The sequence below is a fragment of the Pseudodonghicola flavimaris genome, assembly GCF_030164425.1.
Lineage (GTDB): Bacteria > Pseudomonadota > Alphaproteobacteria > Rhodobacterales > Rhodobacteraceae > Pseudodonghicola > Pseudodonghicola flavimaris.
Window position 1 is genome coordinate 13026 of sequence record NZ_JASNJD010000007.1, and the last position, 24897, is coordinate 37922.

21 protein-coding genes are annotated in these 24897 nt (G+C 67.0%); 16 read left to right on the forward strand and 5 right to left on the reverse strand.

Features of this window, described 5'->3' with window-relative positions; genetic code table 11:
* The first annotated feature begins 12 nt into the window (after positions 1-12).
* The 16 genes from QO033_RS10935 (at position 13) to QO033_RS11010 (ending at position 20268) form a co-directional block, all read left to right on the forward strand.
* On the forward strand, positions 13-1005 hold the full coding sequence (locus QO033_RS10935; protein ID WP_284481009.1) for an ABC transporter ATP-binding protein: 993 nt from the start codon (positions 13-15) through the stop codon (positions 1003-1005).
* On the forward strand, positions 1002-2000 hold the full coding sequence (locus QO033_RS10940; RefSeq protein ID WP_284481010.1) for an ABC transporter ATP-binding protein: 999 nt from the start codon (positions 1002-1004) through the stop codon (positions 1998-2000). The genes QO033_RS10935 and QO033_RS10940 overlap by 4 nt, the downstream gene beginning before the upstream one ends.
* 36 nt (positions 2001-2036) lie before the next feature.
* On the forward strand, positions 2037-3809 hold the full coding sequence (locus tag QO033_RS10945) for an ABC transporter substrate-binding protein (protein WP_284481011.1): 1773 nt from the start codon (positions 2037-2039) through the stop codon (positions 3807-3809).
* 72 nt (positions 3810-3881) lie between these two features.
* The gene (locus tag QO033_RS10950; protein WP_284481012.1) at positions 3882-4829 is read left to right on the forward strand and encodes an ABC transporter permease; all 948 of its coding nucleotides are present in this window, start codon (positions 3882-3884) and stop codon (positions 4827-4829) included.
* Positions 4829-5710, forward strand: a complete 882-nt coding sequence (locus tag QO033_RS10955; protein ID WP_284481013.1) for an ABC transporter permease — start codon at positions 4829-4831, stop codon at positions 5708-5710. Before QO033_RS10950 ends, QO033_RS10955 begins: the two co-directional genes overlap by 1 nt.
* 107 nt (positions 5711-5817) lie before the next feature.
* Positions 5818-7467 (forward strand): amidase, encoded by a 1650-nt coding sequence (locus QO033_RS10960; RefSeq protein ID WP_284481014.1) that lies wholly within the window; start codon positions 5818-5820, stop codon positions 7465-7467.
* Positions 7468-7556: 89 nt separating this feature from the next.
* Positions 7557-9095 (forward strand): ABC transporter substrate-binding protein, encoded by a 1539-nt coding sequence (locus QO033_RS10965; protein ID WP_284481015.1) that lies wholly within the window; start codon positions 7557-7559, stop codon positions 9093-9095.
* A gap of 100 nt (positions 9096-9195) precedes the next feature.
* Positions 9196-10137 carry an ABC transporter permease gene (locus tag QO033_RS10970; protein WP_284481016.1) on the forward strand — a complete coding sequence of 314 codons (942 nt, stop codon included), beginning with the start codon at positions 9196-9198 and terminating at the stop codon, positions 10135-10137.
* Entirely contained in the window at positions 10134-10967 is an 834-nt protein-coding gene (locus QO033_RS10975) for an ABC transporter permease (RefSeq protein WP_284481017.1), read from the forward strand. Before QO033_RS10970 ends, QO033_RS10975 begins: the two co-directional genes overlap by 4 nt.
* The gene (locus QO033_RS10980; protein WP_284481018.1) at positions 10967-12790 is read left to right on the forward strand and encodes an ABC transporter ATP-binding protein; all 1824 of its coding nucleotides are present in this window, start codon (positions 10967-10969) and stop codon (positions 12788-12790) included. Before QO033_RS10975 ends, QO033_RS10980 begins: the two co-directional genes overlap by 1 nt.
* A 17-nt stretch (positions 12791-12807) precedes the next feature.
* Entirely contained in the window at positions 12808-13758 is a 951-nt protein-coding gene (locus QO033_RS10985) for an acetamidase/formamidase family protein (RefSeq protein ID WP_284481019.1), read from the forward strand.
* Positions 13759-13774: 16 nt separating this feature from the next.
* Positions 13775-14737, forward strand: a complete 963-nt coding sequence (locus tag QO033_RS10990; RefSeq protein WP_284481020.1) for a Gfo/Idh/MocA family protein — start codon at positions 13775-13777, stop codon at positions 14735-14737.
* 369 nt (positions 14738-15106) lie between these two features.
* Positions 15107-17293 carry an adenylate/guanylate cyclase domain-containing protein gene (locus QO033_RS10995; protein WP_284481021.1) on the forward strand — a complete coding sequence of 729 codons (2187 nt, stop codon included), beginning with the start codon at positions 15107-15109 and terminating at the stop codon, positions 17291-17293.
* On the forward strand, positions 17280-17984 hold the full coding sequence (locus QO033_RS11000; protein ID WP_284481022.1) for a methyltransferase domain-containing protein: 705 nt from the start codon (positions 17280-17282) through the stop codon (positions 17982-17984). Before QO033_RS10995 ends, QO033_RS11000 begins: the two co-directional genes overlap by 14 nt.
* Positions 17981-19627 carry a transporter substrate-binding domain-containing protein gene (locus tag QO033_RS11005; protein WP_284481023.1) on the forward strand — a complete coding sequence of 549 codons (1647 nt, stop codon included), beginning with the start codon at positions 17981-17983 and terminating at the stop codon, positions 19625-19627. The genes QO033_RS11000 and QO033_RS11005 overlap by 4 nt, the downstream gene beginning before the upstream one ends.
* On the forward strand, positions 19624-20268 hold the full coding sequence (locus QO033_RS11010) for a hypothetical protein (protein WP_284481024.1): 645 nt from the start codon (positions 19624-19626) through the stop codon (positions 20266-20268). The genes QO033_RS11005 and QO033_RS11010 overlap by 4 nt, the downstream gene beginning before the upstream one ends.
* 16 nt (positions 20269-20284) lie before the next feature.
* On the opposite strand, the gene QO033_RS11015 is transcribed toward QO033_RS11010, so the two are convergent.
* The 5 genes from QO033_RS11015 to QO033_RS11035 form a co-directional block, all read right to left on the reverse strand.
* Positions 20285-21520: a histidine kinase dimerization/phospho-acceptor domain-containing protein gene (locus QO033_RS11015; protein WP_284481025.1), complete on the reverse strand. Its 1236-nt coding sequence runs from the start codon at positions 21518-21520 to the stop codon at positions 20285-20287.
* Positions 21517-22170, reverse strand: a complete 654-nt coding sequence (locus QO033_RS11020) for a response regulator transcription factor (protein WP_284481026.1) — start codon at positions 22168-22170, stop codon at positions 21517-21519. Before QO033_RS11020 ends, QO033_RS11015 begins: the two co-directional genes overlap by 4 nt.
* 187 nt (positions 22171-22357) lie before the next feature.
* Positions 22358-23002 carry a flavin reductase family protein gene (locus QO033_RS11025; RefSeq protein WP_284481027.1) on the reverse strand — a complete coding sequence of 215 codons (645 nt, stop codon included), beginning with the start codon at positions 23000-23002 and terminating at the stop codon, positions 22358-22360.
* A gap of 5 nt (positions 23003-23007) precedes the next feature.
* The gene (locus QO033_RS11030) at positions 23008-23946 is read right to left on the reverse strand and encodes a carbon-nitrogen hydrolase family protein (protein ID WP_284481028.1); all 939 of its coding nucleotides are present in this window, start codon (positions 23944-23946) and stop codon (positions 23008-23010) included.
* Positions 23943-24884 (reverse strand): fumarylacetoacetate hydrolase family protein, encoded by a 942-nt coding sequence (locus tag QO033_RS11035; RefSeq protein WP_284481029.1) that lies wholly within the window; start codon positions 24882-24884, stop codon positions 23943-23945. Before QO033_RS11035 ends, QO033_RS11030 begins: the two co-directional genes overlap by 4 nt.
* Positions 24885-24897 lie beyond the last annotated feature (13 nt).

Sequence of the window (24897 nt, forward strand, 5' to 3'; positions counted from 1 at the left end):
AGCACAAAGAAAATGACGCTCCTTCGCGTTGAAAACCTGGCAATTGACGTTGCCCGCGACGGCGGCTCCTGCCGTCTGGTGCATGATGCGCATTTCTCGGTGGATCGTGGCGAAACGCTTGCCGTGGTTGGGGAATCCGGGTCGGGCAAGTCGCTGACCGCGCTGGCGGTGATGGGGCTGCTGGGCGAGGGGCTGTCGGTCTCCGGCGGCCGCATCCTGTTTGGCGACGAAGACCTGGCGCAGATGTCGCCGCAGGCCCGCAACGATCTGCGTGGCAGCCGAATCTCGATGATCTTTCAGGAGGCGATGACCTCTCTGAACCCGGTGCGGTCGATCGAACATCAGCTCATCGAAGGGATGCGCCTAAAAAAGAGGCTGAGCCGTCGGGCCGCGCGGGCGCGGGCGCTGGAGCTCTTGGCAGAGGTCGGGATCTCGGACCCGGAGCGTCGGTTGAAACAATATCCCCACCAGCTCTCCGGCGGGATGCGGCAGCGGGTGATGATCGCTATCGCCCTGGCCTGCGACCCCGAACTGATCCTGGCGGATGAACCGACCACGGCGCTGGATGTGACCATTCAGGCCCAGATCCTGGCGCTGACCTCGCGGCTGTGCCGTGATCATGGCGTCGGGCTGGTGCTGATTACCCATAACCTGGGGATCGTGGCGCGCTACGCCCAGAAGGTGGCAGTAATGTATGGTGGCCGGGTGGTCGAACGCGCCAGCGCCCGCCAGCTCTACCGTGCCCCGCAGCATCCCTATACCCAGGGGCTTCTGGCCTCGGTGCCGCGACTGGACCTGCCGCGCGACACGCCCTTGCGCCCGATCCCCGGGGCGCCGCCGGATCCGACGGTGCGCCTGGGCGGCTGCCGGTTCCATCCCCGCTGTCCCCGCGCCAGCGATCTCTGCGCCACGGAGGTGCCGCCCTTCGTCACCGATGGCGGACATGAAGTGGCCTGCTTGCATTCCGGCAGCCAGAGCTCCAAACCGAAGGGGGCCGCCGCATGAGCGAGGATCAGCCGCTTCTCGAGGTCGAAAACCTCCACGTCAGCTTTCCGATCCGCAAGGGGTTCTTCCAGCGCACCGTCGGCGCGGTGCAGGCGGTCAACGGGGTGTCCTTTTCGGTGCCGCGGGGCACGTCCTTCGGGCTGGTCGGGGAATCCGGCTGTGGCAAGACCACCGTGGCGCGCGCCGTGCTGCAACTGGTCGAGCCGACTGCCGGGGCCATCCGGTTCGACGGCGAGGATGTCGCGAAAATGGATGCGGTGGCGCTGAACCGGTTCCGTGGCCGGGTGCAGGCGGTGTTCCAGGATCCCTTCTCCTCGCTGAACCCGCGGATGAGCACCGGACGCATCATTTCCGAACCGCTGCGGGTGCACCGGCTGACCCCGGAGAGCCAGATCAAGGCTGAGGTGGCACGGCTCCTGGACATGTGCGGCCTGCCGGCGCGTTTCGCCGATCTCTACCCGCATGAGATGTCGGGTGGCCAGCGGCAACGCGTCGGCATCGCCCGCGCCCTGGCGATGAAGCCGGAGCTGATTGTCTGCGACGAGGCGGTCTCGGCGCTCGATGTGTCGATCCAGGCGCAGATCATCAACCTGCTGGAAGACCTGCAGAAAGAGCTGAACCTAACCTATTTGTTCATCGGCCACGACCTGTCGGTGGTGCGTCACATCTGTGATCAGGTGGCGGTGATGTATCTGGGGAGGATCGCGGAAACCGCCCCCTCAGACCCGCTCTTCGCGGCGCCGCGCCACCCCTATACCCAGGCGCTGATCGATGCGGTGCCCAACCCCGACCCGGATTACGAGGCCGGCCGCCATATCGCCCCGCTGGAAGGCGAGGTGCCGAGCCCGGCCAATCCGCCTTCGGGCTGTTTCTTCCATCCGCGCTGCCCGCTGGTGACGGACCGCTGCCGTCAGGAGGCCCCGCACCTCGACCCGGTGGCGCCGGCGCATTTCGCAGCCTGCTGGGAGACGGCACAGACCGTCCCCGCCGAATAAGATCACCTACGGAACAAGACCAACAGGGAGCCCAAGATGAAATATTCCGGGAAATTGACCAAGAAGATGCGCCAGCTCTGGGATGAGGCGCATGACTTCGATCCCAGCGACCCGATGCTGGGGCTGACCGGCAAGGAGCTGTCGGGGCCGAAACTGTCGCGCCGCGCCACGCTGCGACTGCTGGCCGCCGGCGGCACGCTGACCGCGGCGCATCTGATGCCCGGGTTCTCGGGCATGGCGCAGGCCTCCGGCGCGCCGGGCGGCACGCTGAGCTGCGGCTGGGCCGGCGTGGCCGAAATCCAGACGCTGGATCCGGCCAAGATCGGCCAGGTGCTGCAATTCCAGATCACCTCCAACGTGCTGTCGGGGCTGATGCATATCGATGCCTCGCTGGTGGCTCAGGGCGATCTGGCCGAGACTTGGACGGTGTCCGACGACGGGCTGGAATATACCTTCAAGCTGCGCGAAGGGGTGACCTTCCACAATGGCGATCCGTTCAGCGCCGACGACGTGATGTATACTTTCGAACGGTCGTCCAACCCCGAAATCTCGATCCACTCCAAGAACCTCGCCAATGTTGAGAAGCTTGAGAAGCTCGGCGATTACGAGGTGAAATTCACCCTGAAGAAGCCGCAGGCCTCGTTCCTGACCAAGACGCTGGAACGCGCCTCCGGCCGGGCCATGACCATCGTCTGCAAGGGCGCGCTGGAGCAGATGGGCGATGCGCAATACGGCCTCACCCCGGTGGGCACCGGCCCCTTCAAGGTGACCGAACATGTTCTGGGCCAGGGTGTCGTGCTGGAGAAATTCGCCGATTACTACGATCCCGAACGGCCGAAGCTGGACAAGGTGGTGATCAAGCCCATCGACGGGGTGGAGCCGATCGCAGCGGCGCTGGAAGCCGGCGACATCCAGTACATCGGGGGCAATCCGCTGGCAGCCCAGCTGATCGACCGGTTCAAGGCGAACTCCGACCTGATCGTCGACATCAAACCGGCGCCGGGGTTCCAGTCGGTCTGGATGAACCCGTGGCGTGAGCCGATGAAGGTCACCGATTTCGACAAGCCGATGGAAGAGTTGCTGAAGGACAAGGGCTTCATGGTGCGGCTCGCGCTGGCCAAGGCGCTGGATCGCGACACCTATGTCAAACAGGCGCATTTCGGCTATGCCGTGCCGGGCTACGGCACCATCAACCCCGCCATGGCGTTCTACTACGACGAGGCGATTGCCGATAAGTCGCAGCAGGCCTTCGACCCCGACGGCGCCCGCGCGCTTCTGGCCGAGGCCGGCTTCCCGGGCGGCAAGGGCTTCCCGGAGCTGGAGCTGATCACCACCCCGGCGCAGAAACGCAACGGTCTGGTTCTGGCCAATATCTACAAGCAGGTGCTGGGGATCACCGTCAAGGTGGTGCCGAAGGAATTCTCGGTCGGCATCCAGGACTTCAACAACTGCGAATACGACATGCGCCTGGGCGGGTCGGGCGGCGACTACGATCCCGACGACGGCATCGTCGACTGGATGATGACCGCCTCGAAGTTCAATGGCCGGACCCGGGACAAGGAGAAATACGCCTTTGGCTATTTCAGCAACGCCGAGGCCGACGGGTTGATCGAGAAACAGTCGGTCACCGCGGGTCTGGAGGCGCGCAAGGCGCTTGTGCAGGAGGCCAACCAGATCACCTCGGATCGCGTCGCTTGTGGCTTCCTCTATCACCCTGTCGACGTCCAGGTACGCCACAAGTCGGTGAATTACCCGGCCGAAAGCCGCATCCCCGGGCTGCACGATCTCGATCGTGTGACGCTGGGCTGAGGCCGAACCGATCTTCCGGGCCGGCCGCTGGGGCCGGCCCGGACCCCCTGGACTTCTGAAAGGACGGCTTCCGTGGCAAGCTATATGCTGCGTCGATTTATCGGGTCGATCATCGTCATGTGGGCGGTGGCGACGCTGGTGTTTTTCATGCTGCGGTTCGTGCCGGGCGATCCCATTGCCGCCATGCTGGCGGATGCGGGCGGCCCGGACGAGATCGAGGCGATGAAACGCAATCTCGGGCTCGACCGCTCGCTCTTCGTGCAATACGCGATCTGGTTCCAGAACATGCTGCACGGAGATCTGGGCAATTCGATCTACGGCAGCCGCGTCGCCGTCACCGCAGTTCTGGCCGAGGCGATCCCGCGCACCCTGTCGCTGTCGCTTCTCGCTTTCGTGATCGCGCTGGCGATCGCGCTGCCGGCGGGCATTCTGTCGGCGACCCGGCGCAACACCGCGACCGATACCACGGTGTCGCTTCTGGCGTTTCTGGGCCTGTCGATGCCGGATTTCTGGCTGGCGATCCTTCTGATCATCGTCTTCGCCGCCAATCTGCAATGGTTGCCCGCCATCGGCTATGCGCCGCTCTCGGACGGGTTCTGGCCCTGGTTCAGCCACCTGATCCTGCCGTCCATCGCCATCGGCACCGCCTTTTCCGCGATCATTGCGCGGATGATCCGCTCCTCTCTGCTTGAGGTGTTGAAGGCCGACTACATGCGCACCGCCCGGGCCAAGGGTCTCACCCCCTGGATGATCATGTTCGGCCATGCGCTGCCCAATGCGATGATCCCGGTGATCACCGTGATCGGGATCGCCTTTGCGCTGCTGATCTCCGGCGCGGTGGTGGTGGAGAACGTCTTTGCCATCAAGGGGCTGGGACGGGTCCTGATCGAAGGCATCCTGAACCGCGATTACCCGGTGGTGCAGGGCGCCGTTCTGGTGGTCTCCGCCATCTTCGTCTTCTCCAACTTAATCGTCGATCTGCTCTATGGCGTGATCGACCCGAGGATCCGGTTGAACTGATGTCCGATACCTCCCAAGGCTTCGAAGCAGAGCAGCGTCCCAAGCGCCGGTCGCGCTTTCAGGCGACACTGGTGCGCGACCGCAAGGCGCAGGCTGGTCTGCTGGTGCTGCTGCTGTTCGTGATCGGGGCGGTCTTCGCACCGCTGCTGGCGCCCTTCGACCCGAATGAAATGACGCTCGAGATGATGTCGGGGCTGACCTGGACCCATCCTCTGGGCACCGACGATCTGGGCCGCGATCTGCTCAGCCGTATCCTTTACGGCACCCGGGTGTCGCTGTTCATCGGGATCTCCACCGTCGGCATCGCGCTGGTGATCGGCATCGCGCTGGGGCTGGTGGCCGGCTATTTCGGCGGCTGGATCGATCTGGTGATCATGCGCTACATCGACCTGCAGTGGGCTTTCCCGAACTTCATCATCGCGGTCTATCTGGTGGCGGTTTTCGGCACCGGCCTGCTGAACGTGATCGTGGCGCTGTCACTGGCCTTCGTCGACGATTTCGCCCGGGTGGCGCGGTCGATGACCCTGTCGCTGCGCGAAGAGCAATATGTCGATGCCGCCCGGACGCTGGGGTTCTCCAAGGCGCGGACCCTGTTCATCCATATCCTGCCCAATGCGGTGGCGCCGATCATCGTCCAGGCGACGGTCAGCGTGTCCTACGCCATTCTGGGCGAGGCGAGCCTGTCGTTTCTTGGCCTGGGCGTCGATGCCTATACCCCGACCTGGGGGCTGATCCTGGCCGATGGCCGCGGCTTCATCACCCAGGCCTGGTGGCTGGGCGTGTTCCCCGGGCTGGCGATCATGCTGGTGGTGCTGGCGATCAACTTCGTCGGCGACTGGCTGCGCGACGCGCTGGATGTGCGTCAGGCGGTGACGGACTGAGCCGGACCGGGCCCCGCGCCTGAGACCAAACAGGGCAGGCGGCCGTACAGAATGGCCGCCGCCGCGACCGACTGCAGATGCGATCCAATCCAAACAGGAGCCACAGCGTGGAAGACAGGACCATTACCGAGGCCGATATCGAAGCCGCCGAACGCCTGATGGGGGTGATGTTCACGGCGCGCGAACGCAGCCAGATGATCGGCAATCTCGACGGTCAGATCGCCTCGGCCATCGATCGGCGACGGGTCGATTTGCCCAACAGCGTGCCGATGGCGCTGCGCTTCGATCCGCGTCTGCCGGGGTTTGCCATGCCCACCGCCAGCGGCGTGACCGGCAGCGTGCCGCAGACTCCGCTGCCCGAGGCCGATGAGGATATCGCCTTCGCAACCCTGCCGGAGCTGGGCGCCTGGATCGCCTCCGGCGCGCTGAGCAGCCGTCGGCTGACCGAAATCTACCTGGCCCGGATCGCGGCGCTGAACCCGCAGCTGTTCTGCTTCGCCACGGTGATGGCCGACAGCGCCCTGGCCGAGGCCGACGCGATGGATGCGCTGACCGCGCAGGGGATTTCCCGCGGGCCGCTGCATGGCATTCCCTACGGGGTGAAGGATCTGTTCGACACCCGCGACGTGGTCACCGGCTGGGGGGCAGAGCCCTATCAGGACCGCGTGCCGCAGAGCGACGCGCGCATCGTCACGCTGCTGCGCGCCGCCGGGGCGGTGCTGCTGGGCAAGACCACCGTGGGCGCGCTGGCCTATAACGACATCTGGTACGGCGGCCGTACCCGCAATCCCTGGAACACCGAGGAGGGATCCTCCGGCTCTAGCGCCGGGTCCGCCTCGGCCACAGCCGCCGGGCTCTGCGGATTTTCCATCGGCACCGAGACCCTGGGCTCCATCACCTCGCCCAGCCAGCGCTGCGGCACCACCGGGCTGCGGCCCACCTTCGGCCGGGTCAGCCGGGCGGGCGGCATGGCGCTCTGCTGGTCGCTGGACAAGGTCGGCCCGATCTGCCGCGGGGTTGAGGATACGGCGCTGGTCCTCGACGCGATCAACGGTGCCGACATCGCCGATCGCTCCTCGATCCAGGCGCCCTTCGCCTATCGCGCCGGCAAGGAGATCACCGGGCTGAAGCTGGGCTATCTGCCCGAGGCTTTCGGCGAGGGCGCCACCGCCGTCGATCACGCCGCTCTGGCCGCGGCGCGCGATCTGGGCATCGAGGTGGTCGAGGTGTCGCTGCCCGATCTGCCCTATGGCGCGCTGATGAACACGCTCTATGCCGAGGCCGCCGCCGCCTTTGAACATCTGACGCTGAGCGATCTGGACGATACGCTGACCTGGCAGGACGACGGCGCCTGGCCGAATACCTTCCGCAAGGCGCGCTTACTCTCCGCCGTCGATCACGTCCAGCTCGACCGGCTGCGCTATCTGGTGATGCAGGCGCTCGACGGGCTGTTCCAGCAGGTCGACGCGCTGATCGGGCCGTTCATGACCGGGCCGATGCTGGTGGCATCGAATTTCACCGGCCATCCCTGTCTGCATCTGCGCGCCGGGTTCGAGGATCTGGGCACCCGTGGCGCCGCCTCGCTCGGCGCCGGCAAGCTGACCACCGGCGAGGCCGACGCCAGCGGTGAAACCCATCGGGTGCCGCAGGGCATCTCGATCTGGGGGCGGCTCTTCGAGGAGGGCACCATCCTGAATATCGGCGAGGCGCTGGAACGCCGGCTCGGCGTGGCCGCCGAACGGCCGTCCCTGTCCTGACATCAACGAGACCGCCCGGTTCAGGGCGGCGATCCCCCCTCAAGACCGCGGCCACAGACGCCGCGGAGGTCCAACAAGGAGAAACACCAATGAAACGCAGAGACTTTCTGAAATCCACCACGGCGCTGATGGGCGGCACCGTTCTCTACGGGCTGGCGACGCCGGCTTTCGCGGCCACGCCGGTCTCCGGCGGCACGCTGATCTGGGGCCATTCGGAAACCACCCAGAACCTCGACATGCATCAGACCGGCACTGCCTCCACCGGCCGGGTGCTGCAGAACGTGCATGACTCCATCGTCACGGTCGACAAGGATCTGAACGTGATCCCGAACCTGGCGGAGAGTTTCGAGCAGAGCGCCGACGGGCTGGTCTATACCTTCAAGCTGCGCCCCGACGTGACGTTCCACAACGGCAAGAAGATGACTTCGGCCGATGTGAAATTCTCCTTCGAGCGCTGCAAGGATCCTGCCACCGGCGCCGTCAACTTCGAGGTCTTCAACGCGGTCGAAAGCATCGAGACCCCCGATGATCTGACCGTTGTCATCACCCTGGGTTCGGTCAATGCGCCCTTCCTGTCGCGGCTGGCCGAGAACGGCGCCGGCGTTATCATGCCCGAAGGCAGCGGCGACGTGCAGGGCACCACGCCGATCGGCTGCGGCCCGTTCAAATTCGTCCGTCGCGAGTTCGGCAACGAGGTGGAGCTGGAGCGGTTCGACGAGTACTGGGGCGGCCCGGCCTATCTGGACAAGGTGATCGCCCGCGAGATCACCGAACCCACCGTGCGCCTGACCGGCCTGCGCACCGGCGAGCTGCACATGATCAACGACATTCCGGCCGATCGCATCGCCGAGATCGAAGGCGACCCCGATCTGCAGGTGGTGTCGTGGTTCCCGCTGAACTGGGATTTCGTCAACTTCAACCACGATTTCGAGCCCTTCAAGAACCCCAAGGTCCGCGAGGCCTTCGATTACATGATCGACAAGGAGGCGCTGCTGGAAGGCGCGCTCTGGGGGCAGGGCGCGGTCACCGCATCGCCCAGCTATCCGACCTCCGCCTCTTACAACCACGACCTGAAGCAACGCCCGCAGGACTTCGATAAGGCCAAGGCGCTGCTGGCCGAGGCCGGCTATGGCGAGGGCGAGCTGTCGGTGGTGTTCAAGGCGACCACCAACTACCCCTATCACATCGAGGCGGCGCAGATCATGCTGGAGTGGTTCCGCATGGCCGGGGTCAACGCGACCATCGAACAGCTGACCTGGTCGGACTGGCTCAGCCAATGCTGGGTCGACAAGGACTTCCAGATCACCATGATGAACTTCTTCACCCTGTGGGAGCCGGATTTCCTCTATTACTCCCTTTGGAACACCGAAGGGGCGTTCAACTACCGCAAGATCTCCAACCCGATGGTGGACGAGCTGACCGCCAAGGCGCGGGTGACTGTCGATCCGCAGGCGCGGGCGGATATCTACAAGCAGGTCCAGACCATCATTCACGACGAGACGCTGGACGTGATCCTGTGGTTCCGCAACGGCACCATCGGCGCCCAGCCCAGCGTGATGGGTCTGGACACGATCGTGCACCCGAACGGTTCCAACCTGAACTTCCACAGGGTCTGGCTGCAGGGCTGAGCGATCGGCCGGGGCGCGCGATGGGGACGCGCCCCGGTCTTTTCCCGATTTTCCACAACCTCTCTGCGCCGTCTTCGGGCGGGCGAGGAAAGGGCTGGGCGTGAGCTATATTCTGAACCGCATCCTGTCGATGCTTCTGACGCTGTTTCTGATCTCGGCGATCACCTTTGCCGTGACCAACATCCTGCCCGGCGACGTGGCGATGATGATCATGGGCACCCAGTCCAACCCCGAGGCGCTGGCCGGGCTGCGGGAGACGCTGGGGCTGAACGATCCGCTGCTGGCGCAATACGGCCGCTGGATCGGCGGCATGCTGACCGGCGACTGGGGCACCTCGCTGGTGTTCAAGGAACCCATCGCGCCGCTGCTGATCCAGAAGATGACGGCGAGCGGGCTGATCGTACTGCTCTCCATGACCATTGCGCTGGTTTGCGCCGTACCGCTTGGGGTCTGGGCGGCGGTGCATCCCAATCGCTGGCAGGATACCGCGTCGAGCTCGGCCGCGCTCCTGGGGGTGAGCCTGCCAGACTTCTTCTGGGGCATCATGCTGATCCTGCTGTTCGCCCGGGCGCTGCACTGGCTGCCATCCTCGGGGTTCGTCGATCCGCGCGAAGACCTGTTGCTGGCGCTGCGCCACGCGCTGCTGCCGGCGCTGGCACTGGGGCTGGGGCTGATGGCGCATCTCACCCGGATGACGCGCGCCACGATGACCGGCATTCTGAACCAGGAATTCATCCGCGTCGCCCGCGCCAAGGGCCTTGGCGAAGGCACCGTGGTCTGGCGCTACGGGCTGGCCAATGCGGTGGGCCCGGTGATGACGGTGGCGGGACTTCAGGTCGGCTATCTCTTCGGCTCGATCATCGTGATCGAGAGCCTCTTCAACTACACCGGCATGGGCTGGCTCACCTACCAGGGGCTGCTGAACCGGGATATCCCGCTGATCCAGGCCAGCGTCTTCGTCATCGCCGCGGTGGTGATGCTGGCCAATTTGCTGGTTGATATCCTCTATGTGCTGGTCGACCCGAGGATCCGTCTGTCATGAAGCTGCCCGCCGCGTTCCGAACCTCCAAGGGTCTGATCGGCACCGGTCTGGTCATCGCCATCCTGCTGGTGGCGGTGCTTGCCCCGATGCTGATCCCGGCCGACTGGGCCACCAAGATGGACATGCGCGCCCGGCTGTCGCCACCGACGCTGGCGCATCCGCTGGGCACTGACCAGCTGGGGCGCGATCTGCTCTACCGTGTGCTGCTCGGGACCCAGACGTCGATCTTCATCGCCGGAGCGGCGGTGCTTATGTCGATCGTGATCGGCCTGCCGCTGGGGCTGATCTCGGGCTATGCCGGCGGCACCACCGACAATGTGCTGATGCGGCTGGTCGACACGCTGCTGAGCTTTCCCGCCCTGCTGCTGGCGCTGACCATCAGCGCGGTGCTGGGGCCGAACCTGCATAACACGGTGATCGCCATCGGCATCGCCTTCACCCCGTTCCTGGCGCGCATCATCCGGGGCGAGGCGCTGCGGGTGGCGCAGATGCCCTATGTCGAGGCGGCGCGCACGGCCGGCAATTCCGACAGCCGGCTGATCCTGCGCCACATCCTGCCTAACATCATGCCGGCGATCATCGTGCAGTCGACGATCAGCCTGGCCTTCGCCATTCTCGCCGAAGCCGGGCTGAGCTTCCTGGGGCTGGGCACGCAGCCGCCCGATGCCTCCTGGGGGCTGATGATCCAGGCCTCGCGCGATTATCTCGACCGCGCGCCCTGGACCGCGCTGGTGCCCGGGGCCGCCGTGGCGCTGACGGTGCTGGGCCTGAACATGTTCGGGGATGCGCTGCGCGATGCGCTCGACCCCCGCAGCAAAGGAGCCTCGTGATGCCGGACGGGCAAACCCCTCTCGTTTCGATCGAGAACCTGCGGGTCGAATTCCAGGGCGAAGACGGCCCCATCGTCGGCGTCGAAGACGTCAGCTTCTCCATCGCCCCGGGAGAGACCGTCTGTGTGGTCGGCGAAAGCGGCTCGGGCAAGTCGGTGACCTCGCTGTCGCTGATGCGGCTGGTCGAATTCGGCGGCGGCCGGATCGTCGACGGACGGCTGGAGTTCGCCCGCGACGGCGGCGTCGTCGATGTCGCTCAGGCCGATCCGGACACCATGCAGGCGATCCGCGGCAATGAGATCGGGATGATTTTTCAGGAGCCGATGACCTCGCTCAACCCGGTTTTCACCATCGAACGGCAGATGACCGACGGGCTGCGGATGCATCGCGGCCTGAGCGCCGAGGCCGCCCGCGCCCGGGCGCTGGAGCTGCTGCGGCAGGTCCGCATTCCCGAACCCGAGCGGCGGCTGAAGCAATATCCGCATGAGCTGTCGGGCGGCATGCGCCAGCGGGTGGTGATCGCCATGGCGATGGCCTGCGAACCGCGCCTGCTGATCGCCGACGAGCCGACTACCGCGCTCGACGTGACGATCCAGGCGGAAATCCTGTCGCTGATCAATCGGCTGAAGCGCGAAACCGGCATGGCGGTTCTGTTCATCACCCACGATATGGCGGTGGTCGCCCAGGTCGCCGACCGGGTGGTGGTGATGTATCGCGGCAATCTGGTCGAGGAAGGCCCGGTCCAAGAGATCTTCGCCCATCCGAAAGAACCCTATACCCGCGCGCTGCTGGCTGCGGTGCCCCGGCTGGGCGAGATGCGCGGCAAGAGCGCACCGGAACCGCTGCGCCTGGTCGGAGAGGATGAGCACCGGCTGACGCCCACCGCCCCGGCGGAGCGCGGCCCGCTCCTCGAAGTATCGCATCTGACGACGCGGTTCCCGGTCAAGGGCGGGCTGTTCCGCCGCACCGTCGCCAATGTCCACGCGGTTGAGGACGTGAGCTTCGTCATCAACCGGGGCGAGACGCTGGCGCTGGTGGGCGAATCCGGCTGCGGCAAGTCCAGCTGTGGCCGGTCGATCCTGCGGCTGTCCCAGCCGACCTCCGGCACGGTCCTGTTGGACAAGCGCGATATCCTCGGGCTGAACGACCGCGATCTGCGCCGGGCCTGGGCCGATATGCAGATGGTGTTCCAGGATCCCTTCGCTTCGCTCAACCCCTATATGCGGCTCAGTGAACAGGTGGCCGAACCGCTGACCAACTACGGGCTTGCCCGCGGGTCCGAGGTGCAGGATCGGGTCGCCGGCCTCTTCGACCGGGTGCAGCTGCCGCGCAGTTTCATGTCGCGGTTCCCGCATGAGCTTTCCGGCGGCCAGCGCCAAAGGGTCGCCATCGCCCGGGCGCTGGCGGTCCGGCCCAAGCTGATCATCGCCGACGAGGCGGTCAGCGCGCTGGATGTCAGCGTGCAGGCGCAGGTCCTGAACCTGATGATGGAACTGCAGGCGGAGCTCGATATCTCGTTTCTCTTCATCAGCCACGACATGGCGGTGGTGGAGCGGGTCTCCCATCGTGTCGGGGTGATGTACCGCGGCCGGCTGGTGGAGATCGGCGACCGCGCCCAGGTGATGGAATCCCCGCAGCACGCCTATACCCGCAGCCTGCTGAGCGCGGTTCCCATCGCCGATCCGGCGCGCCGGACCATCGGCGAGGATATGAATTTCCGCCCGATCCCCTCGCCGGTCTTCCCGATCGGCCATGAGGCCGCCCCCTCCGTCTATGAAGAGGTGGCGCCGGGCCATCTCGTGCTCAGCACCGCCTTCGACTGAAGAGAAAGCCCCTGACCATGACCCACCACCTGAAAGCCAGCCCCGAAACCTGTGCCTGGGGCTATTTCGATGCGGCCCTCGCGCCCGCCCTTGAGGTCGAGAGCGGTTCCGTCGTCGTGATCGACACCGTCTCCGGCGGGCCGGGGCAGATCCCCGATCCCGCCTCCGGCCGCCATATTCCGCCCGAGCTCTTCGATATCCACGCGCGCAGCCCGCGGCAGGAGCCCGGCCATATCCTGACCGGTCCGGTTGCGGTCACCGGGGCCCGGCCGGGGCAGGTGCTGCAGGTCGATATCCTCGATGTCACGCTGCGTCAGGACTGGGGCTGGAACATCATCCGACCGCTGTCGGGCACCCTGCCGCTGGAGTTCCCCGAGGCCAGAACCGAGATCATTCCGCTCGATCTCGATGCCATGACCGGGCAGCTGTCCTGGGGGCTGGAGCTGCCGCTGAAACCCTTCTTCGGGGTGATGGGGGTGGCGCCGCCGCCGAATTGGGGCCGGATCTCGACCATCCAGCCCCGCGCCCACGGCGGCAATCTCGACAACAAGGAACTGGTGGCGGGCACGACGCTCTTTCTGCCGGTCCATGCCGAAGGCGCGCTGTTCTCTTGCGGCGACGGCCACGGGGTCCAGGGCGATGGCGAGGTCTGCGTGACCGCGATCGAGACCGCGCTTCAGGGGCGCTTCCGACTGACCCTGCGCGACGATATGGAGCTGAGTACGCCACAGGCCGAGACGCCGACGCATCTGATCACGATGGGGTTGCACGAAGATCTGAACCGCTGTGCCGAGATGGCACTGCGCGAGATGATCGCGCTGATCGTTGCACGCACCGGGCTCAGCCGCGAGGATGCCTATATGCTCTGTTCGCTGGCCGGCGATCTGCGGATCACGCAGACGGTCAACGGCAACAAGGGCGTGCATATGATGATGGAAACCGCGCTGCTGAGCCAGGGCGCGGTCTGAGCCGGAGACGAAGAGAATGACTGTCAAAACCGCAGTGATCGGGCTGGGGATCATGGGCCGGCGGATGCTGGAGCATATGGAGCGTCACGAGGGATATGCCCCGGTGGCGATCTGGGACCCGGACCCCGAGGCCTGCCGACTGGCCGCGGAGCTTTCTGCCGGGGCCGGCGTCGCCGCCTCGCCGGAGGCGGCCATCGCCGCCGCCGATCTGGTTTATCTTGCCTGCCCGCCGGTGCCACGCAAGGCCTATGCCCTGGCGGCAGCGGAGGCCGGCAAGGCGGTGTTCCTGGAAAAACCGCTGGGTGTCGATGTGGCCGAGAGCGAGGCGCTGGTCGCCGGGCTGAACGCGGCGGGGGTGCCGGCGGCAGTGAATTTCACCCAGGCCGCGGGGGCGGCGCTGACCGATGTGCAGGCCGCCGCCCGGGCGGGAGAGCTGGGTGATCTGGCCGGCGTCGACATGGTGGTGACCTATGCGGCCTGGCCCAGGGCCTGGCAACAGGCCGCAGACTGGCTGCGCTTCCGGGCCGAGGGCGGCATGACCCGCGAGGTGATCTCGCATTTCCTGTTCTTCTCCGAACGCATTCTCGGGCCGCTGCAGGTGGTCTGGGCGCGGCCGTCCTATCCGGCGGACCCGGTGTTGTGCGAAACCCACCTGCTGGCGCGGCTGGAAACCGCCACCGGCGTCCCGGTGAGCATTCTCGCCAGCGTCGGCGGTGCCCAGCCGGACCGGCAGGAGCTGACCGTGAAGGGCAGCATCACCAGCCGGCGGATTTCCGAATTCTACATTGACGCGGTCTCTGACGGCGGGGCTTTCACCGATCTGGCGCCGCCGCCGGAGGACCCGCGCGCCATCAGCCTCAGGGCGCAGCTGGACGACCTGCTGTTGTGCATCGCCGGAAAACCGCATCGGCTCGCCACGCCGGAGGAGGCGCTGCGGGTGCAGAAACTGGTCGAGACCATGCTGGCAGGGGCCGGCTGATCCCGGCGCGGGTTCCGATTGCGGCAGGGATTCCACAGATACAACGAGAAGCGGGGCCAAAAATGGCCCTGCTTTCGGATTCCATAATGAATTTTATCATTTATTGAGGAATTTTGCCCATCAATCGGCATCAGGCATGGGCGGAGCGCCCGGCCTGGCGTTGACCTTACGAAAACCTGAAGCCGGCGGCAGCGCTGGCTGCTAGGGTACCCCCGGACGTCCGAATCCAAACCTGCGCCATGCGACACCCGGCGAAAGCCGCGGGCCGGAACGCGCGCGGGATGGGCGCCGAGCAGGGGGCGGACATGGTCGCGCCGCAGAAGTGACACCGCGGAGGCGCTTCCGCGAAGCCGAGGACGAGAGCAGGCGATGACGCGGCAGCTGGCAGAGGCGACGACGGATCCGCAGGGTCCGGATCAGGGGCGGACGGCGCCGCCGCGGCGACGGTTCTCCGTCCCGCTGAAACCGGCGGTTCTGCTGGTGGTCATGGCGCTGACGGTGCCGGTTCTGCTGGCGATCATCGACATCAACTACCGCTCCACCGACCGCGTGGTGCGCGATCACGCCACAGCGCTGGTCGAACGGTTCCGCAGCGAGGCGATCGACGATATCGTCGGAGAATTCGATCATCTGACCGGCCAGATCGCCACGGCGGCCGAGCTGGGCCATCAGGAACCGGCCTTCTTCGCGGACGACCGCGCGCTCAGCTATCTGTTCCGGGTGCTCGAACACAGCCCCACGGTGCTGAACGTCTATGTCGGGCTGCAGGACGGATCGTTCCGGCAGGCCCGGCGGATCGGCGATCCGTCGCAGCCGGTGCTGGGGCAGGTGCCGCCGGAGGGCACGCGATATGCCTATCGGCTGGTGGAACCGAAGGCGGGTGCGCCGGTTCAGGATCGCTATATCTTCCTCGACGCGCATCAGACCGAACTGGGCGAGGTCTCCGAACCCAGCCGCTACGATCCGCGCCAGCGCGCCTGGTATCGTCAGGCCGTCGCCGCCGGTGGCACGCTGACCACGGATCCGGAGCTGTTCTGGGCGCTCGGCCTGGTGGGGTTTTCCGTCGCCGCCCCCTTCGGGCCCGACGATCGGCTGTCCGGCGTGGTGGCGGTGGATGTGACGCTCGACCGGTTTTCAAACTATCTGGCGGAGAACCCGCTCAGCCCCAACAGCGTGAGCTATCTTCTGGACGAGAACGGCAACGTTCTGGCGGCCTCGGACGGCACCTCGGTCTATGGCAGCGCCAATGAGGCGGTGCATCTGCGCCATGTCGCCGATGTCGGCAACCGGCTGGTGGCGCTGGCCTATGCCAACCGCCCGGTGACCGGCAGCGCAGAGGTCTATCCCTTCTCGCAGGACGGGCGCGACTATCTGGTCGGGCTGACGGATTTCGGCGCCCGCTTCGGCAAGCCCTGGCGGCTCCTGGTGGTGACGCCGCTGTCGGATTTCACTGCCACGCTCAGCCGCCACAACCGCCAGATGGTGACCTTCGGGCTCTGCGCCGTGGCGGTGCAGCTGTTCCTGATCTACCTGATCGCCAGCCGGGTGGCGGCGCCGCTGCGCGGGCTGTCGGCCAAGGTCAAGCGTATCCGGTCGCTGGAGCCGGCCGACGATCTGCCGGTGGTCCATTCCTCGGTCCGGGAAATCGCGGCGCTGTCGCATGCGATTGAAACCCTCGATATCGCGGTGCAGGCCTTCGCCCGCTTCGTGCCGGTGGGTCTGGTGCGCCAGCTTCTGACTTCGGAACAGCGGTTGGAGGTCGGCGGTCAGAGCAAATTCCTGACCATCTTCTTCTCCGACATGGAGGGGTTTTCGACTCTGGCCGAAAAGATGGCCTCCCGCGAACTCCTCGACCGGATTTCCACAATGCTGGAGCTGGTGTCGAAATCGGTGCACCAGGAACAGGGCACCATCGACAAATTCGTCGGCGACGGGGTCATGGCCTTCTGGGGCGCGCCGGCGCCGCTGGAGGATCACGCCTGGCATGCCTGTGTCGCGGCGCTGCGTTTGCAGCATGTTCTGGGCCAGCTGAACGAGACCTGGCGCGATGCCGATGCGCCGCAGATGCGGCTGCGGGTCGGCATCCATTCCGACGCGGTGCTGGTCGGCAACGTCGGTTCGCGGGAGCGGATGAGCTATACCGTGCTGGGCGACGGGGTGAATATCGCGGCGCGGCTGGAGACGCTGAACAAGGAGTATGGCACGCTGATCTGCATCAGCCAGGACACCTTCCGCGAGGCTGGCGACCGGCTGTGCGTGCGGCCGGTCGATGAGGTGTCGCTGAAGGGGCGGCGGGCCCGGACCACGGTCTATGAGCTTCTCGGGGTCGAGGGGGCGGAGCCTGAGCTGCGCCCCTCCACCGAAGCGATCGAACTGGCCCGCCTGACCCGCCATGCCTTCGACGCGCTGACCGCCGGCGATCGTGAGGCGGCGCTGGCGGGGTATCGCGCGGTTCTGGCGCTCCGGCCGCATGACCCGGTGGCGCAGGTGCAGATCGCCCGGCTTTCGACCCGAGACACTTTCCAAATCGCAGGGCTTTCTCATGAGCAGCATTGATACCGCCACCGTTTCCGCCTTCCGGCCCAGCATTCACACCTCGGCCGTTCTCCGTCAGGTCCTGTTGCTGGGACCGCGGCTGCGCGGCGCCCGGGTGCTGGACATCGGCTGCGGCAGCGGCGTGCTGCTGGCCGCAGCCGCCGAGCTCGGCGCGGCAGAGCTCTTCGGCGTCGATGTGGAACCGGATGCGCTCGACGAAACCGGTCGGTTGCTGGGCGGCCTCGGTCTCCCGGCGCGGGTCGAGACCGGGCTTGGCCATCTCTATGCGCCGGTCGGGGCACGGCGGTTCGATCTGGTGCTGGCGAACCTGCCGCATTTCCCGATGCATGCGGCATCGGTCGATGGCCGGCTGCCGACCTGGAGCGATGGGGGCCGCGACGGCCGCCGCCTGCTGGGGCCGATGATCGCCGGGCTTGGCGAGCATCTGGCGCCGGGCGGCTCTGCCATCGTCGCCCATAACGCCTTCACCGATCTGGACGAAACCCGCGCGGTGTTGGCAGCGCAGGGTCTGACGATGGAGATCGCAGACCGGCTGCTGATCCCGGTCGCGGCGGAGAAGCTGATCTGGATGACGCCGGAGATCCTGGATCGAGAGCTGGGCCGGACCATCCATCGGATCGGCGATCACGTGTTCACCGAGGTCGCCGTGCTGCGGATCGCGGCGCCGGATGCGGCCGGGGCGGCGGCTTGATCGCGCGTCTCTTTGGCGGCTGTCTCGGCCTGATCCTGACCCTCTGGGCCGCCACTGCCACGGCGGAGACCCCCGAACAGGGGCTGGAGCGGTTGCTGGACGATCTGCGCGCCGGGATGCCGGCCACCTGCGGCGCGCCGGAACCCGACCGGCTGCTGCAGGTGCTCTGTTCCGGCAAGCTGCGGATCGGCGTGCGCGACAATTATCCGCTGTTCGCCACGGAGGCGGGCGGCCACCGCACCGGCTACGATATCGAAGTAGCGCGTGCCCTGGCGGCGCATCTGGGGGTCGTGGCCGAATGGGTGCCGGTGCGCCCCGCCACGCGCATCTCCACCCTTGCCGAGGGCGCCGCCGATGTGGTCATCGCCACCATGGGCCACAATACCCGCCGTGACACAGAGGCGCGGTTCATCCGGCCGCATTACTACCGGTCCGAGACCATCATTGTCGGCCCGCGCGATGTGGCGGTATCGGATTGGGACGACCTGCGCAGCCGGACCGTCTGCACCACCATCGGCAATTACGCCAATGCGCATATCGTGTCGCGCGACGTGCGGGTGATGCTGTTCGACAGTGCTAGCCGCCTGCCGGAGGCCCTGCGCAACGGCACCTGCCGCTTCGTCGCCCATGACGACAGCTTCTTCGCCTCTTATCTGCGCACGGGTCCCATCGCCGAGGCCTTCGACCGCAAGTTCGGCTTCGACCCGGTGCCCTGGGGCATGGCGGTGGCCGCAACCGGTAGCACCGAACTGGCCCGCGCCCTCGACCTGATCAGCGAGATCATGCACCGGGACGGCGAATTCCTCGCCCTCGCGCGGCAGAGCGGCATCTTCACCGCCTTTCTGGAGGAGCAGCAGCGGCTGTGGCAGAGCCGGGCCTGTAGCGAGACGCCGCAAAGCTGCCTGATCCCGGCGCTGAACGCGGTGCCGCCGCCCACTGCCTTCGCCCCGCGGGTGGAACAGGTTCTGGCCTGGACGGAGCGCAACCTGGGCTTCAGCCCGTCACTGCCGATGCTGATGACCCAGCCGGCCTGGGATCTGTTCCTGGCCGGGATCGTCAATTCGCTGGTGCTGGTCTTCGGGGCGCTGGTGGCGACGCTGGTGTTCTCCGTCGGTGTCGGGGCGCTGTCGGCGCTGCCGTTCCGGCTGACCCGGGCGCTGTCCTGGCTGATCGTGGTGGCGCTGCAATCCTCGCCGGTGCTGCTGACGCTGGTCGTGGTCACCGCGGTGGCGCATGTTCTCTTCACCTATTCCTCCGGCGTGGCGCTTGGCGCCGCCATCGTGGCGCTGGGGCTGATGAACGGGGCCAATGCCGGGCAGGCCATCGGCGAGGCGGCCGAGAGCCTGAGACGCGAACAGGGACTGGGGCGCAGCCTGACGCTGCCGCTGTTCGGCGCCGCCATGTCGCGGTCGCTGACCCAGATCCTGTCGTTCCTGGTCAATGCCGCCAAGGGCACGCCGGTGGCCAGCTTCACCGGTGCGCCGGAGCTGCTGGCGGCGCTGACCGATATCACCTCCTTCTCCTCCGGGCGCGGCGATACCTATGCCATCGTGCTGGTCTTCTATCTGGGCGTGGTGTCGCTGGTGGTCTGGGCCAGCACCCGCACTCGCCGCGCCATCGAACGTCGGAGGGCAGGGGCATGAGCATGATCGCCGAGCTGCTGCAGTCGGGCTATCCGCGCGATCTGGCCAGCGCCATGGTGGTGAATTTTCGCATCGCCGGCCTGGCGCTGGCGATGGGGCTGGCCCTGGGGCTGCCGCTGGCCCTGGCCCGTGCCGGGGGGCGGGCCTGGCGCCATGCGGTGGCGCCGGTTCTGGGGCTGATGCGGGCGGCGCCGACCTTCGTGGTGATGTTCTATCTGCTGAATGTGGTGCCGCGCGATTTCAGCCTGGGCGGGGTGTCGCTGGCGCCGTCGGGGCCGATGATCGTGGCGCTGTCGCTGGTGCCCTATGCGGCGGCCTATGCGGCCGACAATGGCGGCGAGGCGCTGCGGAGCCTGCGGCGCGGCTCGCTCGACGGGGCGCTGCTCTTCGTTCCCAATATCGTGCGAGCCTTCTTCGTACTGGTGATGTCCTCCAGTACCGGCGCCGCCATCGGCGTGAACGAGGGGGTGGCTGTCGTCCTGCGTGAGGCCGACCGCTGGAACACGCTTGGCGACAAGCTGATCGTCTTCGCCATTGGCGTGATCGCCTTCGGCCTGGTGTTCCAGTCCGGTTTCGCGCTGATGCGGCTGGCGGTGGCCCGCCTGGGGCGGCGTCACCGCGCCCGGATCCGCTCGGGCTGAACGTACCTGGCGCGGCTCAGCTGTCGCCGGCTGGACGGGGCGGAAAGCGCAGAGCCACCTCGGCGCGGTCCTCCGCCACCGACATCTGCAGGTCGATGCCGTTCTGCCGCGCGATGGTCTCGACTATGGTGAGGCCCAGCCCGGCGCCGGCGGAGTCGGGGGACTTGTCGAACCGGCCCGGCCTGAGCCGGGCACCCGGCGCCACCGGGTTGGTGATGCTCAGCACCGGCCCCGGGCGCAGCCGCACCGACACCAGACCGGTGCCATGCGCCTCGGCGTTGCGCAGCAGATTCCCCAGCAGGATCGCCAGCGCGTCCGGGTCGATGGCGACCCACGCGGTCTCCAGATCGCCGTCGTCGAAGCGGATCCGGTCGCGGGGCAGGTCGCGGATCAGCAGCCGCAGTACGGCCACCAGATCGGCGCGGGAGGCGGCATCGCCGATCCCGGCCTCGGCGCGCGACAGCTGCAACAGGCGTTCCACGGTATCGCCCAGCCGGCTCAGCGCCCGGGCCATCTGGGCCGCGGATTCCGGCCCGGCGGTGCCGGCGGCGATCAGCTGCGCCTGCGCCGAGGCGGCGGCAATCGGTGTGCGCAGCTCATGCGCGGCATGGCCGGCAAAGGCGCGCTCGGCACTCAGCAGGGTCTCGATCCGCGCCAGATAGGCATTGAAGGCCTCCGGCACCGGGGCCAGTTCGCGCGGCAGATCCGCAGCCGAAATCGGTGACAGATCGCGGGCATCCCGGTCGCCGACCCGGCGCGCCAGATCCTGCGCCGGGGCCAGCCCGCGGGCGATGGTGCCGCGCAGGATGAACAGGACCAGCGCCAGGAACGGCAGCATCAGCCACAGGAAGGCGCGGGCGATCTCCATCATCTCCTCGCGCCGCCAGGCCTCGCTCTGGCCCAGCTCCAGGATCACGCCGTCGGCGGGGGCGGATTGGCGCATCACATGCCAGCCGCCGCCCTCCCAATGTCCGTCGGCAGCAAGGGGGGGCCAGTCGGCGGCGCGGGTCTCGACCCCGTCGCGGATCACCCGCACGGCTTCCGCGGAATTGAGCGGCAGGGTCTCGGCCGGGCCGGTGCGGACCATCTCCAGCGCCAGCAGGCTCTGGCTTTCCAGTGTCGCATCCAGAAGCTCGTTGACCTCGTGATTGATGACGGCCAGCGCCAGGCCGAATGCGATGACCCAGCCGACGGCCACCGCCAGCGCCACGCGAACCGTAACCCGCCCGCTGAGGGACCAGCGCCGGGTCATGGCACCAGATACCCGAGGCCACGGCGCGTCTCGATCACCCCGGCGCCGAGCTTCGAACGCAGCCGCGAGACATAGACCGCCACCGCGTTGCCCTCGATCTCGGCATCGAAATCATAGAGCCGGTCTTCCAGCTGGGCCTTCGACAGCACATGGCCGCGCCCGGCCAGCAGCGCATCGAACAGCGCCCATTCGCGCGAGGTGAGGTGGATTTCCGCATCCTTGCGAAACACCCGGCCACGCGCCCGGTCGATGCGCAGGCCGGCCAGATCGATCTCGGCCGCCGGGTCGCTGCTGGCGCGCCGGGCGTTGGCGCGCAGCCGCGCCGCCAGCTCGCCCAGATCGAAGGGTTTGACCAGATAGTCGTCCGCCCCGGCATCGAGCCCGGCGATGCGGTCGCTGATCTGGTCCCGCGCGGTGGCCACCAGCACCGGGGTGCGATCGCCCCGGGCGCGCAGCCCGCGCAGCAGATCAAGCCCGGAGCCATCCGGCAGGCCGAGATCGAGGATGATCGCATCGTAGCCGACAAGCGCCAGCGCATCCTCTGCCGCAACGCAGGAGGCCGCCAGATCCACCGCGTGCCCCTCGCTGCGCAGCGCGCGGGCAACGGCATCGGCCAGATCGGTGGTATCCTCGACAAGAAGCAGGCGCATGGCGCGACAATAGGCCGGAACGCCTTGTAAGTGCGAGAGAAAATTGCCTCTGTAATCGGAATGAAATGTCGCGGTGGAGCGGTTTACCGGGGCGTCCCGGGTCGGCAAGGGAGGGGATGCCGGGCCCGCTGGGTACAGGACACCGCGCCCGAGCCGGAGAGCCGGGGCGCGGGCAGGGTGGCGAGCCTCAGTCCTTTCGCGGCGGGGGCGCAGCGGCGGGGTCGAAGACAGGGCGGTCCATATGGAACATCTCGCCGCCATGACGATACCAGCCGCCGCCATGCATGCGGGCGACCAGATCCAGCGCCGGCGTATCGACATAGCCGCGTGCCGGATCCAGCAGGAACCGGTCGGCGATATGGATCGCCACCACCCGGCCAATCACCACCATCTGCTTCGGCCCAGTCAGAACCGCGGTCAGCAGCCGGCATTCGAAGGACACCGGGGCCTCGGCCAGACGCGGCGGCGCGATCAGGCGCGACGGCGCGGTGGCCAGCCCGGCGATCTCCGCCTCGCTGTGGCCGCGCGGCGCATTCACCGCGGTCATGTTCATCTGATCGGCCATGTCGCGCGGTACCAGGTTGATCACGAATTCGCCGGTGGCCGAGATATTCTCACCGGTGTCCTTCAACCCCTTGGCCGGGTCGCGCAACAGCCCCAGTGCCACAGTGGGCGGCTCGTGTCCCATCACGTTGAAGAAGCTGTAGGGCGCCACGTTGACCACCCCGTCCTGCGACAGGGTCGAGACCCAGGCGATCGGGCGCGGCGTCACTGTCGCCGTCATCAGCTTGTAGACGAATGGCTCCGGATGCTCGGCGCAGTCGTAGAACATCGCTCTCAGCCTCCGATCCGGCGCACGGCCGCCTTGGGTCGCGTATCGACCTCAAGACTGAAGACGTCGGGGCGGGCATAGTGGCCGGCGACGTCGAAATCGAATTTCGCCCGGGCGATCCGGTCGGGGTCGAGATCGGCATAGAGCACGGTTTCGCCGCTGAAATCGGGGCCGGCCAGCACCTCGCCCAGCGGATCGACGATCATGCCGCCGCCGCGCATCATCACCGTTTCCGGATCGTCGCCCAGGGCCGATTCATGGTCGGGCCCGTAGGCCTCGCGGGTAATGTACTGGCAGGAGGACAGCACGAAGCAGCGCCCTTCCAACGCGATATGGCGCATGGTGGCGGCCCAGCTGTCGCGGTCGTCGGCGGTGGGGGCGCAATAGAACTCCACTCCCTGGGCAAACATGTGCATGCGCAGCATGGGCATGTAGTTCTCCCAGCAGATCACCGCGCCGATGCGGCCCAGCTCGGTGTCGATAACGTCCATGGTCGATCCGTCGCCGAAGCCCCAGATCAGCCGTTCGCCGCCCGTCGGCATCAGCTTGCGGTGGGTGCCGACGATGCCGCGGCTGCCGTCGATGTAGACCGCGGTGCAATAGACGGTGGCGCCGTCGCGTTCAATCACCCCGATCACCACCACCATGCCGGTTTCGGCGGCGGCCTCGGCGACCAGCGCCAGTTCCGGCCCGTCGATTCTGACGGAAGTCTCGTAATAGACACGATAGGCCTCGCGGCCCTCGGGCTTGCGGATGCCGATGGGGGCGCCGAAAGACGCCCCCTTGGGATAGCCGCCGATCAGCGCCTCGGGAAAGACGATGAGCCGTGCGCCGTTTCCGGCGGCCTCGCGCACCGTCTTGGCCGCTTTCTCTGCCGTGGCCAGAGAGTCGGTCGGGATCGACGCCAGCTGTGCGACGGCGGCGCGGAAGCCTCTCTGGCTCACGACCGTTTTCCCCCGGTTTCTGCCGGACCGGAGGCGATGACCGGGTTGCGCAGCAGGCCGATACCCTCGACGCAGGCCTCGATGATGTCGCCGGGCCACAGCCATTCCTGCGGATCGCGGCCGGCGCCGACGCCCTCGGGCGTGCCGGTGGCAATGATGTCGCCGGGCTCCAGCGTGATGCCCTTGCTCAGATCAGCGATCAGGGCAGGGATCTTGAAATACATGTGCTTGGTGTTCGAGCGCTGCTTTTCGACGCCGTTCACCGTCAGCCACAGATCCAGACCATGCGGATCCTCGATCTCATCCGCAGTGACGATCATCGGGCCGAAGGGGGCATAGCTGTCCATCCCCTTGGAATAGATCCACTGACCGGCACGGCGGTTGTCGCGGGCGGAGATGTCCACCAGCACCGAGTAGCCCCAGACATGGCCCATGGCGTCGGCCTCGGCGACCTTGGTGGCGCGGGCCCCGATGATCACCGCCAGCTCGACCTCCCAGTCCAGCTGCTGGGTCATGGTGATGTCATGCTGCACCGGGTCGCCGGGGGCGGTGATGGCGGTCGGCGGCTTGGAAAAGATCACCGGCTCTTTCGGCATCTCCTTGCCGGTGTCGAGCGCGCGGCTCGATTCCTCGACATGCTCGGCATAGTTCAGGCCGATACCGAAGATGTTCTTGCGCGGCGTCGGGATCGGCGCCAGCAGCTTGACGTTGGCCAGTGGCCGGGCGGTGCCCATCGGCCAGAGGTTGCTGCGGTCATAGATGATCGCCCGCAGCGCATCGAGGCCGGGGGTGCCGAGGTCGATCAGCTCCAGCATGGTGGCGGGAAGCGGTTCTCCGATCGCTGCCCCCAGGGCGGGAACATCGACGACGATATCGTCCAGAACAACACCGAGGCGGCCCGCCGCGTCGGGGGCAGGGCGAAAGGTAACGAGTTTCATGGTAGGGTCTTCT

Coding starts and splice junctions, on each gene's coding strand:
- QO033_RS10935 (WP_284481009.1), top strand. CDS start 13: ATGACGCTCCTTCGCGTTGAAAACCTGGCAATTGACGTTGCCCGCGAC.
- QO033_RS10940 (WP_284481010.1), top strand. CDS start 1,002: ATGAGCGAGGATCAGCCGCTTCTCGAGGTCGAAAACCTCCACGTCAGC.
- QO033_RS10945 (WP_284481011.1), top strand. CDS start 2,037: ATGAAATATTCCGGGAAATTGACCAAGAAGATGCGCCAGCTCTGGGAT.
- QO033_RS10955 (WP_284481013.1), top strand. CDS start 4,829: ATGTCCGATACCTCCCAAGGCTTCGAAGCAGAGCAGCGTCCCAAGCGC.
- QO033_RS10965 (WP_284481015.1), top strand. CDS start 7,557: ATGAAACGCAGAGACTTTCTGAAATCCACCACGGCGCTGATGGGCGGC.
- QO033_RS10975 (WP_284481017.1), top strand. CDS start 10,134: ATGAAGCTGCCCGCCGCGTTCCGAACCTCCAAGGGTCTGATCGGCACC.
- QO033_RS10980 (WP_284481018.1), top strand. CDS start 10,967: ATGCCGGACGGGCAAACCCCTCTCGTTTCGATCGAGAACCTGCGGGTC.
- QO033_RS10985 (WP_284481019.1), top strand. CDS start 12,808: ATGACCCACCACCTGAAAGCCAGCCCCGAAACCTGTGCCTGGGGCTAT.
- QO033_RS10990 (WP_284481020.1), top strand. CDS start 13,775: ATGACTGTCAAAACCGCAGTGATCGGGCTGGGGATCATGGGCCGGCGG.
- QO033_RS10995 (WP_284481021.1), top strand. CDS start 15,107: ATGACGCGGCAGCTGGCAGAGGCGACGACGGATCCGCAGGGTCCGGAT.
- QO033_RS11000 (WP_284481022.1), top strand. CDS start 17,280: ATGAGCAGCATTGATACCGCCACCGTTTCCGCCTTCCGGCCCAGCATT.
- QO033_RS11010 (WP_284481024.1), top strand. CDS start 19,624: ATGAGCATGATCGCCGAGCTGCTGCAGTCGGGCTATCCGCGCGATCTG.
- QO033_RS11015 (WP_284481025.1), bottom strand. CDS start 21,520: ATGACCCGGCGCTGGTCCCTCAGCGGGCGGGTTACGGTTCGCGTGGCG.
- QO033_RS11020 (WP_284481026.1), bottom strand. CDS start 22,170: ATGCGCCTGCTTCTTGTCGAGGATACCACCGATCTGGCCGATGCCGTT.
- QO033_RS11025 (WP_284481027.1), bottom strand. CDS start 23,002: ATGTTCTACGACTGCGCCGAGCATCCGGAGCCATTCGTCTACAAGCTG.
- QO033_RS11035 (WP_284481029.1), bottom strand. CDS start 24,884: ATGAAACTCGTTACCTTTCGCCCTGCCCCCGACGCGGCGGGCCGCCTC.